12 protein-coding genes and 1 riboswitch are annotated in these 12,858 nt (G+C 58.0%); of the genes, 10 read left to right on the top strand and 2 right to left on the bottom strand.

Features of this window, described 5'->3' with window-relative positions; all coding sequences use genetic code 11:
* Window position 1 precedes the first annotated feature (1 nt).
* From rsfS to J3348_RS07060, 7 genes are all read left to right on the top strand, one after another.
* Window positions 2–385, top strand: coding sequence for a ribosome silencing factor (gene rsfS / locus J3348_RS07090; protein ID WP_005944348.1), 384 nt, complete (start codon window positions 2–4; stop codon window positions 383–385).
* A 248-nt stretch (window positions 386–633) separates the two neighbouring features.
* A complete protein-coding gene (gene leuS, locus J3348_RS07085) occupies window positions 634–3,183 on the top strand; it encodes a leucine--tRNA ligase (RefSeq protein WP_207698644.1) in 2,550 nt (849 codons plus the stop codon).
* 221 nt (window positions 3,184–3,404) lie between these two features.
* Window positions 3,405–3,581 carry a 30S ribosomal protein S21 gene (rpsU, locus tag J3348_RS07080; protein WP_005928271.1) on the top strand — a complete coding sequence of 59 codons (177 nt, stop codon included), beginning with the start codon at window positions 3,405–3,407 and terminating at the stop codon, window positions 3,579–3,581.
* Between the two features lie 108 nt (window positions 3,582–3,689).
* The gene (locus J3348_RS07075) at window positions 3,690–4,193 is read left to right on the top strand and encodes a YqeG family HAD IIIA-type phosphatase (RefSeq protein WP_207698643.1); all 504 of its coding nucleotides are present in this window, start codon (window positions 3,690–3,692) and stop codon (window positions 4,191–4,193) included.
* Window positions 4,190–5,056: a TIM barrel protein gene (locus tag J3348_RS07070; RefSeq protein WP_207698642.1), complete on the top strand. Its 867-nt coding sequence runs from the start codon at window positions 4,190–4,192 to the stop codon at window positions 5,054–5,056. The genes J3348_RS07075 and J3348_RS07070 overlap by 4 nt, the downstream gene beginning before the upstream one ends.
* A gap of 119 nt (window positions 5,057–5,175) precedes the next feature.
* Window positions 5,176–5,733, top strand: coding sequence for an elongation factor P (gene efp, locus J3348_RS07065; protein ID WP_005928281.1), 558 nt, complete (start codon window positions 5,176–5,178; stop codon window positions 5,731–5,733).
* Between the two features lie 88 nt (window positions 5,734–5,821).
* Entirely contained in the window at window positions 5,822–6,430 is a 609-nt protein-coding gene (locus tag J3348_RS07060) for a CD1247 N-terminal domain-containing protein (protein WP_207698641.1), read from the top strand.
* Between the two features lie 42 nt (window positions 6,431–6,472).
* On the opposite strand, the gene J3348_RS07055 is transcribed toward J3348_RS07060, so the two are convergent.
* Entirely contained in the window at window positions 6,473–6,757 is a 285-nt protein-coding gene (locus J3348_RS07055; protein WP_097775268.1) for a hypothetical protein, read from the bottom strand.
* A gap of 241 nt (window positions 6,758–6,998) precedes the next feature.
* Between J3348_RS07055 and J3348_RS07050 the strand changes: the two genes are divergently transcribed.
* On the top strand, window positions 6,999–7,901 hold the full coding sequence (locus J3348_RS07050) for a GDSL-type esterase/lipase family protein (RefSeq protein WP_005944322.1): 903 nt from the start codon (window positions 6,999–7,001) through the stop codon (window positions 7,899–7,901).
* Between the two features lie 50 nt (window positions 7,902–7,951).
* Here J3348_RS07050 and J3348_RS07045 read toward each other — a convergent pair whose 3' ends face one another.
* Window positions 7,952–9,613, bottom strand: coding sequence for a formate--tetrahydrofolate ligase (locus tag J3348_RS07045; protein WP_005944320.1), 1,662 nt, complete (start codon window positions 9,611–9,613; stop codon window positions 7,952–7,954).
* Between the two features lie 212 nt (window positions 9,614–9,825).
* A riboswitch (ZMP/ZTP riboswitch) is annotated at window positions 9,826–9,912 on the bottom strand.
* A 233-nt stretch (window positions 9,913–10,145) separates the two neighbouring features.
* On the opposite strand from J3348_RS07045, the gene J3348_RS07040 reads away from it, so the two are divergent.
* On the top strand, window positions 10,146–11,297 hold the full coding sequence (locus J3348_RS07040) for a cysteine desulfurase family protein (RefSeq protein ID WP_207698640.1): 1,152 nt from the start codon (window positions 10,146–10,148) through the stop codon (window positions 11,295–11,297).
* A 355-nt stretch (window positions 11,298–11,652) separates the two neighbouring features.
* On the top strand, window positions 11,653–12,852 hold the full coding sequence (thiI, locus tag J3348_RS07035; RefSeq protein WP_207698639.1) for a tRNA uracil 4-sulfurtransferase ThiI: 1,200 nt from the start codon (window positions 11,653–11,655) through the stop codon (window positions 12,850–12,852).
* Window positions 12,853–12,858 lie beyond the last annotated feature (6 nt).

Below are 12,858 nucleotides of genomic sequence, written 5' to 3'. Positions count from 1 at the left end.
TATGGAGAACTTCAACGACAGCAAGGCGCTTGCCATTGAGATCGCAAAGATCCTGGATAAGAAAAAGGCCCACGATGTGCGCGTGCTCAAGGTGGAAAGCCTGACCGTGCTCACCGATTACTTTGTCATTGCCTCCGGCACTTCCACCACGCAGGTGGCGTCTCTGGCCGACGAGGTGGAGTACGAGCTTTCCCAGAAGGGTCTGGAGCCCTACAGCACGGAGGGCTACGACTCCAAGAACTGGGTGCTGCTGGATTATTCCAACGTCATCGTGCACGTATTCGTGCCCAACACCCGCACCTATTACGATCTGGAGCACCTGTGGGCAGATGGTGAGCCCATTGATATCTCCGAGTACCTCACCCCCGACAGCACCCTTGAATGATTCAGGCAAACAGCTGTCTACCTGAAAAAAGAACCCTCTCAGTCAGGGCGTCCGCCCTGACAGCTCCCCCGAAAGGGGGAGCTTGCGCAAAAGAGGGAAGGCTGCGGTCTGCACAAAACCTCTCCCCTTCGGGAGAGGTGGCATCGCGCAGCGATGACGGAGAGGGTTTTCTGGCAAAGGCAGATAGCTTGAAAGCATACGCCCCCAAGCAACGGTATTTTGGATAAAGTCTGGAGCTGATTAACAACATGAAGTACGATTACAAGGCAGTTGAAGCCAAGTGGCAGAAGGTGTGGGAGGACGAAAAGACCTTCCATGTCGAGATCGACCACAAAAAACCCAAGTTCTATGCACTGGTCGAGTTCCCGTATCCGTCGGGTGCCGGCCTGCATGTAGGCCATCCCCGCAGCTACACCGCGCTGGATGTGGTCAGCCGCAAGCGCCGTCAGAACGGCTACAATGTGCTGTATCCCATGGGCTGGGACGCTTTTGGCCTGCCCACTGAGAACTTTGCCATGAAGAACCACATCCACCCGGCCATTGTCACCAAGAACAATGTGGACCACTTCCGCAGCCAGCTGAAGGCTTTGGGCTTCTCCTTTGACTGGGACCGTGAGATCAATACCACCGACCCCGAGTACTACAAGTGGACCCAGTGGATCTTCCTGCAGCTGTATAAGCATGGTCTGGCTTACAAGAAGGAAATGAACGTTAACTGGTGCACCGGCTGCAAGTGCGTGCTGGCCAACGAGGAAGTTGTCAACGGCGTGTGCGAGCGCTGCGGCAGCGAGGTCGTTCACCGCGTCAAGAGCCAGTGGATGCTCAAGATCACCGCTTATGCCGATAAGCTGATCGATGGTCTGGACGGTCTGGATTACATTGAGCGCGTTGCCACCCAGCAGAAGAACTGGATCGGCCGCAGCCACGGCGCAGAGGTCAACTTCGGCACCACCGCAGGCGATACCCTGACCGTGTACACCACCCGCTGTGACACCCTGTTTGGTGCCACCTACATGGTCGTTTCTCCGGAGCACGCTATGGTCAAGGAGTGGCTGGACAAGGGCATCCTCAAGAATGCCGATGCCGTCAAGGCCTATCAGGCCGAGGCAGCCCGCAAAAGCGACTTTGAGCGCAGCGAGCTGAACAAGGAAAAGACCGGTGTCAAGCTGGAAGGTGTCATGGGCATCAACCCGGTCAACGATACCGAGATCCCCATCTTTATCTCGGACTACGTTCTGTCCACCTACGGCACCGGTGCCATCATGGCTGTGCCCGCCCACGATACCCGCGACTGGGAGTTTGCCAAGAAGTTCGGCCTGCCCATCATCGAGGTGGTCAAGGGCAATACCCCGTCCAATCTGGACGAAGCCGCCTTCACCGATGTGGCCACCGGCACGCTGGTCAACTCCGGCTTCCTGAACGGCCTGTCCGTCACCGATGCAAAGAAAAAGATGATCGACTGGCTGGAGGCAAACGGCAAGGGCTGCGATAAGGTCAACTACAAGCTGCGCGACTGGGTGTTCAGCCGTCAGCGTTACTGGGGTGAGCCCATCCCCATGGTCAAGTGTGAAAAGTGCGGCTGGCAGCCCCTGCCCGAGAGCAGCCTGCCCCTGACCCTGCCGGACATCACCGATTTTGAGCCGGGTCCGGACGGAGAATCTCCGCTGGCCCGCCACAAGGACTGGGTCAAGACGACCTGCCCCTGCTGCGGCGGCCCCGCTACCCGCGAGACTGACACCATGCCCCAGTGGGCCGGTTCTTCCTGGTACTTCCTGCGCTACATGGACCCCCACTGCAAGGATGCCATTGCTTCCAAGGAAGCTCTGGAATACTGGTCTCCGGTGGACTGGTACAACGGCGGCATGGAGCACACCACCCTGCATCTGCTGTACAGCCGTTTCTGGCATAAGTTCCTGTATGATATCGGCGCTGTGCCTTCTCCGGAACCCTACCAGAAGCGCACCGCTCACGGCATGATCCTGGGCCTGAACCCCCACAGCTTTGTCAACCTGCCCGCTGAGGAGCAGGAAAAGCTGCTGAAGGAGTACGGCAGCCAGAAGGCCGCTGAAAAGGCTCTGGAAGAAAAGTACGGCGAAATGTCACGCCACCCCATCGTGAAGATGTCCAAGTCTCTGGGCAACGTCATCAACCCGGACGAGGTGGTGGACCAGTACGGTGCTGACACCATGCGTCTGTACGAGATGTTCATGGGCGACTTTGAGCAGGCTGCACCGTGGCAGACCTCTGCCATTGCAGGCTGCAACCGCTTCCTGGACCGCGTGTGGACGCTGAGCGACAAGCTGGTGGAGGGCGAGGGCTATCGCCCGCAGGTCGAGACCCTGATGCACCAGACCATCAAGAAGGTGGGCGCTGACATCGAGACCCTGAAGATGAACACCGCCATTGCCCAGCTCATGACGCTGGTGAACGCCCTGTACGACAACGGCGGCGCGACCAAGGCCGAGCTGGAGACCGTTGTTCAGCTGCTGAACCCGTTTGCTCCCCACATGACCGAAGAGCTGTGGGAGAAGCTGGGCCACAGCCACGACGAGCAGCTGGCTTACTACCCCTGGCCCAAGTACGAAGAGGCCAAGTGCGTGGAAAGCACAGTGGAGATCGCTGTGCAGGTGAACGGCAAGGTGAAGGCCCGCCTGAAGGTGGCTGCCGACATTGACGCTGCTGCCGCCATTGCTGCCGCCAAGGCTGACCCCGCTGTTGCTGCCGCTCTGGAAGGCAAGCAGCTGGTCAAGGAGATCTACGTCAAGGGCCGTCTGGTCAATCTGGCTGTCAAGGGCTAAACCAACCGATACCCTGCCGAAAGGCTGGATATACAACTACCCGCAGAGGCGGACTGGCGCATAAAACACCCGGGAACGTTTATTCAAAATCTTTTCAAAGATTTTGCGCAAAAAACTTTCAAAAAAAGGTTGACGAACCGGAGAAAATGCGCTATACTGTCTACTGTTAGTTACCATGTAACAACGAAATTCCTGCCTCACGGTCCAAGGGAGGGAATAAGATGTCGGAAATTCGTGTTAAAGAGGGCGAGTCGCTGGAAAGCGCACTGCGTCGCTTCAAGCGCAGCACCGCTCGCAGCGGTGTGCTCGCAGAGGTCCGTAAGCGCGAGGCTTACGAGAAGCCGTCTGTCAAGCGCAAGAAGAAGTCCGAAGCAGCCCGCAAGCGCAAGTTCAAGTAATTGATCACTTGAAGTCGCTGTTGCTTTAGATTTCATACGCGTTGCTAACGCCGATGTAGGGGAGCCTGTATTGCAGGCTCCCCTATTTTCATTGCAGGGAGAAATACTATGCTCATCACCCCCGAATACGTTTTCAAGGATGTCACCCACATCACGCCGGAATGGCTGGCGGCAAAAGGCATCGCTGCGCTGGTGCTGGATATCGATAACACCCTCACCGCCGACCGCAGTCAGGAGCTGCCGGAAGATGTGGCCGTGTGGCTGGACACTATGCGCAGGGCGGGTGTCAGGCTCACCATCGTGTCCAACGGTGCGGAAAAGCGGGTGCGGCCCTTTGCCCAGAAGCTGGGCCTTGCGTACCTGTACCGCTCCGCAAAGCCGCTGCCCTTTGCTCTGATGGCGGCGCAGCACCGCATGGGCGTGAAGCACCGTCAGATGGCGATGGTGGGCGACCAGCTCTATGCCGACCGCATGGCGGCAGCGCTGTACGGCATTCCGGGCCTGATGGTGGTGCCCCGCGGCCCGGACCTCGGTGCGCAGGTCATCCTCAAGCGTAAGTGGGAGAAAAAACACTGGCAGAAATACTATGACCGGGGAGGCAAGACTCTGTGAGCGATTGGAAGATCCGGTTCGGCACCGCAGGCACCAGCGACAGCTTTGCCGCCCAAGGCTACAAAAGCAGCTTGGATGTGCCGGAGTACACCGCAAAGATGGGACTGAACGCCTTCGAGTACCAGTGCGGACGGGGCGTGCGTCTGGGGCTGGACAAGGCTGCAAAAATGGCCGCACTGGCCGCGCCAAAGGATATCCTGTTCAGCGTGCATGCACCGTATTATATCAGCATGTCCAGTCTGGAAGAGGAAAAGCGGCTCAACAGCATCCAGTATCTGCTGCAAAGTGCGGCGGTGTGCAAAGCGCTGGGCGGCAGACGCATCATCTTCCACTCCGGCAGCTGCGGCAAGCAGAGCCGGGAAGCGGCCCTTGAAAAAGCGCTGGATACCATGCGCCGTGCCGTGGAAGCGCTGGACGAAGCAGGCTTTGCCGATATGACTCTCTGCCCGGAAACCATGGGCAAGATCGGCCAGCTGGGCACACTGGACGAGGTGCTGGCGCTGTGCAGCGTGGATAAGCGCATTATGCCCTGCATCGACTTCGGCCACCTGAATGCCCGCACTCTGGGCGGCATCCGCTCGAAAGAGGACTACGCTGCCATCCTTGACCGCATGGCGGAAAAGCTGGGGGACCAACGGGCAGAACGGTTCCATGTGCATTTTTCCCGCATCGAGTATTCGGCGGGCGGCGAAAAGCGCCACTGGACCTTTGCCGAGACCCAGTTCGGCCCGGAGCCGCAGCCGCTGATGGAACTGCTGGCTGAGCGGAAGCAGCAGCCGGTTATCATCTGTGAGAGCGCAGGCACGCAGGCTGAGGATGCCGGGACTATGCAGCAGATGTACCATGCAGCGTGCAAAACGTAAAAAATTTTGTGTTTTTATCGTCTTTTTTGCCGAAACCCCTTGCCAAATGCAAACGGATTGGGTAAAATAAATAGAGATATGCGTTAAGCATTTGAGATTAAACTAATGGAGGAATTCCTATGATTTCTGCAGGCGAGTTTCGCAATGGCGTGACCTTTGAGCAGGACGGCCAGGTTCTTCAGGTCGTTGAGTTCCAGCACGTGAAGCCCGGCAAGGGCGCTGCCTTTGTCCGTACCAAGACCAAGAACGTGATTACCGGCTCTGTGGTTGAGACCAGCTACAACCCGACCGCAAAGTTCCCGCAGGCTTTCATCGAGCGCAAGGACGTGACCTATAGCTACGAGGATGGCGATCTGTACCACTTCATGGACAACGAGACCTACGATGACATCCCCGTCAACGCAGCCGATGTGCCCGATAATTTCAAGTTCTGCAAGGAGAACGAGCTGTGCAAGCTGCTGAGCTACAAGGGCAAGGTGTTCAGCGTCGAGATCCCCAACTTCATCGAGCTGGAAGTTACCCAGACCGAGCCGGGTGTCAAGGGTAACACTGCCACCAACACCCTGAAGCCCGCTACCGTCGAGACCGGTGCTGAGATTCGTGTGCCTCTGTTCATCAACGAGGGCGACCACATCCGCATCGATACCCGCACCGGCGAGTATATGGAGCGCGTCTGATCCCTTTAACGCCAAACCGGGCTGCGGGCAACCGTTTGCCCGGTTTTTTTAAAACTCCGATTTTTCTCATTTTAAGGAGGGCATTCGTATGGAACTGAACAAAAAGGCAGCTTATCTGCAGGGTCTGGTCGATGGTCTGGGCATTGATGATACCACCAAAGAGGGCAAGATCATCAAGGCCATGAGCGCACTGCTGGGTGAAATGGCTGAGGTCATCGAGAGCGTGGACGAAGATCTTTCCCGCGCCTACGACCAGATCAACGACCTGAGCGATGAGCTGGAAGATCTGGAAGCAGATCTGTACGAGGAGGAGGACGAAGACGGCGAAAGCGAGGACGCTGAGGATGAGGACTCCGACGGCGACGACGATGACGATGCCAAGGATGATGACATCGCCAGCGAGCCGTTCTATGAAGTGGCCTGCCCCAACTGCGGCGAGACCGTTTACGTCAGCGAGGATGATCTGGATGCAGGCGAAGCCAACTGCGCGCACTGCGGCGTGACCTTTGAGGTCGCTCTGGAAGGGGATGGCGAAGAGGATGCCGAAGAGGATGCCGAGGATGGCCCCGTGCAGTACGAAGTGACCTGCCCGGACTGCGGCACCACCGCCGTGTTTGAGGAAGACGAACTGCTGGACGGCGCACCCAAGTGCCCGAACTGCGGCAAGCCACTCGACTTTGAAGTGACCGAAGAATAAGCAAAAAAGACCGCTGCACTCCGGTGCAGCGGTCTTTTTTGTTTACTGTGCGTTTGCCTTCTGCAGCCAGATGCTGCCGATGTCCAAAGCGTTGTACAGGCCGATCTTGGTAGTCTGACGCATCACGCGCTCCTGCGGAGCCTTGGTGGTGTCGGTAGAGAGCAGCATCAGGTGGACCTTGTCTGCAACCTGCTGATCGCCCACAGGCTTGGTGGTCGTGATCTGCAGATAGAGCACATATGGGTCGGTCATATTGCCGTAGTACAGCTCATTGTCCTTGCGGACGAGGGGCTTGCCTTTATAAGTCAGTTTTGGAGTAAATGCCATCGTGAAAGCCTCCCTATCAATAGTAGTTCAGTTCAGTATAACACATCTATGGTACAGGATGCAAGCTTTTGACCCGATAGAAGGCGGGCTTTTTGCACACAATGGCATGCCTGCGTGCAAAATAAATCTGCAATTTTAGGCACTCTGGCAGAAAACGGGTCTTGCCGGAATGCACAGATATGGTATACTAAGAACGAGAAAGCCCGCAGCATAGCCCGGGCAGAAAAGTGAGGGAGACAGCATGGCAGACTATCAGGAATACCGGCGGCGCGTGTTGCGCAAACGCTGGCGCAGGCGGTTCATGGCGACAGCTTTGCTGCTGCTGCTTTTGCTGGTGGGAGCCATCGGGATGTTGTGGAAGAGCCTGCACCGGGAACAGCGGCCCTCCGGCGTTGGGCAGAACACCATCCTGCAGGAGGTAACACAGGATAATACTTGGAACACGGCCTCCTACGCGGTGGCGCGGCAGCTCACGGTGCAGACGCTTGCAGACAGCGCGGCCACTGCGCTGGATTTCCGTATGGCGGCGCTGCCAAAGAGCAGCACGGCTGTGGGCAAGGAATGGTTCAATGACGTGAGCTTTGTGGGCGACAGCCTGACGCAGGGCATGCAGCTGTACGAAGAAGGAATGCAGAACGCCATGTTCTGTGCGTACAAGGGTGTTGGGCCGAACGTGATCGTCAACGGCACCACCTGCAAGCGTACCGACGGCGTGGCTGAGGTGCCGCTGGAAGCGTTGACCGCCCAGCAGCCCAGAGCTATTTATGTTCTGTTGGGCACCAACGTGCTGGGCCGCGATACCGATTATAGCAGCTTTTTGACCTATTACCGGCTGATGCTGGACATGCTGAGCCAGACACTGCCAAATGCAAAGATCTATGTGCAGTCCATCACGCCGGTGCGGCCGGAAGTATGCCAGAAGTCCGGCCATGAGGGCTTGAACCGCGACCGCCTGTGCCAGATCAACAATGAGCTGGCAGCCATTGCGCTGGAAAAGAACTGCTATTTTCTCAACTTGTGGGAAGTGCTGGCAGATGAAAACGGCGACCTGATCGAAAGCTACGCCCAGCCGGACGGCTACCATTTGAGACCCGCCGGGTATGCCGTATGGACGGATTATCTGTGCAGCCACACAGAAGGATAAAAAATAAGAGGTTCGTTCACTGAGCGAACCTCTTATTTTTTACTTGAAACTTAGAACAGGCCGGTGATCTTGCCGTTGGCATCCACATCGATGCCCACAGCGGCGGGCTTCTTGGGCAGGCCCGGCATGGTCATGATATTACCGCAGATGACCACCACAAAGCCTGCACCGGCAGCAAGGCGCACCTCGCGCACCTCCATGGTAAAGCCGGTGGGGGCACCGATGAGCTTGGCGTTGTCGCTGAAGCTGTACTGGGTCTTGGCGATGCAGACAGGCAGATTACCGTAGCCCATGTCGGTGAGCTCGGCCAGTGTCTTGCTGGCGGCGGCGCTGTAGTTCACGCCGTCGGCCCGGTAAATTTTGGTGGCGATGGCGTTGATCTTGTCCTTCAGGGGAATTTCCAGCGGGTAGGTGTACTGGATGGGACGATCCTCCAGCACCTCCAGCACCTTCTCGGCCAGAGCTTTGCCGCCCTCGCCGCCCTTGGCGAACACCTCGCTCAGCACGCAGGGAACACCCTGCTCGGCGCACACCTGCTCCACATAGGCCTGCTCTTCGGCGGTATCGGTGGGGAAGGCATTGATGGCGACCACCACCGGCAGGCCGAAGCCATTTTTCAGGTTGTCGATGTGGCGGATGAGGTTGGATGCACCGGCCTTGACGGCTTCGAGGTTGGGCTGGCTCAGGTCGGCCTTTGCCACGCCGCCGTGGCTCTTGAGGGCACGCACAGTGGCCACCAGCACGCAGGCAGAGGGAGCGATACCGGCGTAGCGGCACTTGATATCCAAAAACTTCTCTGCGCCCAGATCAGCACCAAAGCCTGCTTCAGTGATGGTATAGTCGGCCAGAGAAAGGCTCAACTTGGTAGCCAGCACGCTGTTGCAGCCGTGGGCGATGTTGGCAAAGGGACCGCCGTGGATGATGGCGGGGTTGTTTTCCAGCGTCTGTACAAGGTTCGGGTCCAGCGCGTCCTTCAGCAGGGCGGTCATGGCACCGGCAGCACCGATCTCACCGGCGGTGACAGGCTTGCCGTCGTAGGTGTAGGCGCACACGATCTTGGAAAGACGCTCCTTCAGGTCGGAAATGCTGGTGGCGAGGCAGAAGATCGCCATCACCTCGCTGGCAACGGTGATATCAAAGCCGTCCTCGCGGGGGGTGCCGTTCACCTTGCCGCCCAGACCGTCCACGATGAACCGCAGCTGACGGTCATTCATGTCCATGCAGCGCTTCCATGTGATGCGGCGGGGGTCGATGTTCAGCGGATTGCCCTGCTGGATGCTGTTGTCGATCATGGCGGCCAGCAGGTTGTTGGCCGTGCCAATGGCGTGCAGGTCGCCGGTGAAGTGCAGGTTGATATCCTCCATGGGCACCACCTGTGCGTAGCCGCCGCCGGCTGCGCCGCCCTTGACACCGAACACGGGGCCGAGGGACGGCTCACGCAGGCAGAGCATGGTCTTTTTGCCCAGAGCGTTCATGGCATCGGCCAGACCCACGCTGGTGGTGGTTTTGCCCTCGCCCGCCGGGGTGGGGCTGATGGCAGTGACAAGGATCAGCTTGCCCTGCTTTTTGGCATCGTGGATCAGGCGGTGATCGATCTTGGCCTTGTAGCGGCCATAGGGGATCACGTGCTCATCGGAAAGGCCCAGCTGGGCGGCGATCTCGGTGATGGGTCTCATTTTGGCTTCCTGTGCGATCTCGATATCGGTTTTCATCAGACATCCTCCTTTGGAAGTCGTTTTTACAAGCATTGCATGCTGCCTGAACGGCCTTTTTGCTCGCATCCTGCGTTGCTTTCCCTTGCAATCTGTCAGGATTGCTGCGGAAAATCGCCTTGTCTGCGGGCAAAAAATCCCGCCATTCAACGCACCCTGCTTATAAAAACAACTTCCGACAACAAAAAAGGCAGCTTTGCGCAGCAATTGCGCAAGGCTGCCCAGACGGTCGGCATTGACTCTCCCGCCATCCCTGCACTGTGGTGCTCCACAAGGTTCCGTCAGCAGAGATACGGTCTCTATGCAGTAAAGATAGCACAATGCCGGGGTGTTTGTCAAGGAAAAACATATACGAACTTGTCGGGGCGAGGCCCCTCCATCTTGCTGCGCAAGACCGTTCTGTCGCTTAAAAGCCCCACTGGGGCTTTCATTGCTGCGCTGCGCTCGCAAACGCGAATATTTTGCGTTCTACAGCTTTCTGTGCTATAATTAAACTGGATTATTATAAAAACAGAAAGCAGGAATCCCTTTTATGCTGCAAAACCCTGAATTGCATTATCTGGATAACGCCGCTACCACCATGGTGGCTCCCGAGGTGGCGGATGTCATCGACAAGGCCATGCGGGAACACTGGGCAAACCCGTCCAGCCTGTACGGCCCCGGTGCCCGCAGCGAGGAAGCGCTGAACGCCGCCCGTGCCGCTGTGGCCCGTACACTGGGCTGCAAGCCAAAGGAGCTGTACTTTACCTCCTGCGGCAGCGAGAGCAACAATCTGGCCCTGCTGGGCGCGGTGCGCACCCGCACTTTCGGCAAGGGCATCGTGGTGTCCGGCTTTGAGCACCCCAGCGTCCAGCGCCCGCTGGAAGAGCTGGCGCAGCAGGGCTACAATGTCACGGTGGTCAAGCCCCGCCCGGACGGCACATTGGATATCAACGAAATGCTGGAGCATGTGGACAAGAACGCCATCCTCGTGGCCTGCATGATGGTGAACAACGAGGTGGGCACCCGCAACGATGTGGAACGCCTTGCCGCCGAGGTCAAGCGCCGCAACAGCCGCACCATTGTCCATGTGGACGCAGTGCAGGCGTGGATGCGTGTGCCCATCAAGCTGACGAACATCGACACCCTGTCGGTGAGCGGCCACAAGATCCACGCTCCCAAGGGCATTGGTGCGCTCTACCTTTCTGACCGTCTGGTGCAGGCGTTCCGGCCGCCGTACCTCGGCGGTGAGCAGGAGCGCGGCCTGCGCCCGGGCACCGAAAACCTGCCCTACGCCATGGGTCTTGCCGCAGCCGCCACCCGTCTTGCCAAGACCATGAAGAGCCGTGACACCGCTATGAAGGCCCTGAACCAGCGTCTGCGGGACGGCCTGAAAGCTTTTCCGGAGGTGGAGCTCAACAGCCCGGAAAACGCGGTGCCCGAGGTGCTGAACTTCAGCGAGATGTGCATCAAGAGCGAGACCATGCTGGCGTGGCTGGCTGAAGCACAAATTTACGTTTCGTCGGCCAGCGCCTGCGGCCGCGGCCAGCCCAGCCATACGCTGGCGGCAATGGGCAAAGACCCGCTTGCCATCGACACGGCCATCCGCGTGTCCTTCTGCGGCGACAACACCCCGGAGGATGTGGATGCTTTCCTCAACCGCTTTGAGGACGGAATGAAGAGCTTGCAGAGGATCCGGAAGTGATTCCACAGGCAGGACCATCTGGAATGGCCGCCGCTTTGCTCTGGCCATGTTTAGAGGAAGGATCATTCTGATTAGGGCGTTTGTCGTGCCCTGCGGGGCACTCCAAACGCATTTTTACGGAAGGGGTCCGGACCGGCAGATGCAGCAAATTGTTCCTCTGTATTTTTCGTCAGGATACTTTCGCGAATAGGAGGATGGATGCCGCTGACCGTTACGACCCTGCCCGTGAAAAAGTGTTCTGGAAATGACCGCAGTCATTTTCAGAACACAAATATAAATATTAAAATTTCCGCTGAGAATGGCCAGAGCGCAAGCGGAGGCCATGTTAAATCGTAACCTAGGAGATACAACATTTATGCATGAAATTATCATGGGCTATCAGGGTGAAATGTCCCTGAAAGGCCTCAACCGCAACCAGTTCGAGTCGGCGATGATGAAAATTCTGCGCTACCGGCTCAAGACCGTGGGCAAGTTCAAGGTCTACTGCACCCAGTCCACCTTTTACATGGAGCCTGAGGAAGAGGACGTGGATATGGACCTCGCCTTTGACCGGGTGAGCAAGGTGTTCGGCCTTGCGGCGCTCAGCCGCGCCGTGGTCTGCGACAAGGACTTTGACACCATCTGCCAGACCGCTGAGGATTACCTCGGTGCCAGTCTGCACGGCATCCGCACCTTCAAGGTGGAAGCCCGCCGCTCCGACAAGACCTACCCCATGACCAGCCCTGAATTGATGCGGGAGCTGGGTGCCTATCTGCTGGGCAAACACAACTACCTCAAGGTGGATGTGCATAACCCGGATTTCAAGGTGATCGTAGAAATTCGTGATTACGGTGCCTACATCCACGGCCCCAAAGTGCCCGGCGAGGGCGGTCTGCCCGTGGGCACCAGCGGCCGTGCATTGAACATGCTGTCTGGCGGCATCGACAGTCCCGTGGCAGCTTACCGCATGGCAAAGCGCGGTCTGGCACTGGACCACATCCACTTTGCGTCTCCGCCGTACACTTCGGAGCGTGCAAAGCTCAAGGTAAAAGCTCTGGCGCAGCTCACCAGCATCTATACGGGCAGCTCCAATCTGTTCGTCGTGCCCTACACAAAGCCGCAGGAGTACATCCGGGATAATGCTCCGGATGTGCTGTTCACGGTGCTGATGCGCCGCAGCATGATGCGCATTGCCAACGTTATTGCCAAGAAGCAGGGCTGCGAAGCCCTTGTTACCGGCGAGAGTCTGGCTCAGGTAGCCAGCCAGACCGTCAAGGCCCTGCAGTGCACCGATGCTGCGCAGGATCTGCCCATCCTGCGCCCGCTCATCGGCATGGACAAGACCGAGATCGTGGAGACGGCACGCCACATCAACACCTTTGAGACCAGCATCCTGCCCTACGAGGACTGCTGCACCATCTTCACCCCGCCGCACCCGAAGATCCGCCCGGAGCTGGCCGAAATTCTGGAAGCCGAAGCCGCCATGCCCGGTCTTGCCGCGCTGGAAGCCGAAGCCGCAGAGAACGCCGAGCGCATCCGCATCCGTATCACCGATCAGGTAGAATTTGAGGGTTGATTTATC

Source organism: Faecalibacterium sp. Marseille-Q4896 (assembly GCF_017377615.1).
Taxonomy (GTDB): Bacteria; Bacillota; Clostridia; order Oscillospirales; family Ruminococcaceae; genus Faecalibacterium; species Faecalibacterium taiwanense.
Note: the sequence above shows the minus strand (reverse complement) of the source record. Positions and strands in the feature narration are given on the sequence as shown.

Coding starts and splice junctions, on each gene's coding strand:
- efp (WP_005928281.1), top strand. CDS start 5,176: ATGATTTCTGCAGGCGAGTTTCGCAATGGCGTGACCTTTGAGCAGGAC.
- J3348_RS07060 (WP_207698641.1), top strand. CDS start 5,822: ATGGAACTGAACAAAAAGGCAGCTTATCTGCAGGGTCTGGTCGATGGT.
- thiI (WP_207698639.1), top strand. CDS start 11,653: ATGCATGAAATTATCATGGGCTATCAGGGTGAAATGTCCCTGAAAGGC.
- leuS (WP_207698644.1), top strand. CDS start 634: ATGAAGTACGATTACAAGGCAGTTGAAGCCAAGTGGCAGAAGGTGTGG.
- rpsU (WP_005928271.1), top strand. CDS start 3,405: ATGTCGGAAATTCGTGTTAAAGAGGGCGAGTCGCTGGAAAGCGCACTG.
- J3348_RS07055 (WP_097775268.1), bottom strand. CDS start 6,757: ATGGCATTTACTCCAAAACTGACTTATAAAGGCAAGCCCCTCGTCCGC.
- J3348_RS07050 (WP_005944322.1), top strand. CDS start 6,999: ATGGCAGACTATCAGGAATACCGGCGGCGCGTGTTGCGCAAACGCTGG.
- J3348_RS07075 (WP_207698643.1), top strand. CDS start 3,690: ATGCTCATCACCCCCGAATACGTTTTCAAGGATGTCACCCACATCACG.
- J3348_RS07040 (WP_207698640.1), top strand. CDS start 10,146: ATGCTGCAAAACCCTGAATTGCATTATCTGGATAACGCCGCTACCACC.
- rsfS (WP_005944348.1), top strand. CDS start 2: ATGGAGAACTTCAACGACAGCAAGGCGCTTGCCATTGAGATCGCAAAG.
- J3348_RS07045 (WP_005944320.1), bottom strand. CDS start 9,613: ATGAAAACCGATATCGAGATCGCACAGGAAGCCAAAATGAGACCCATC.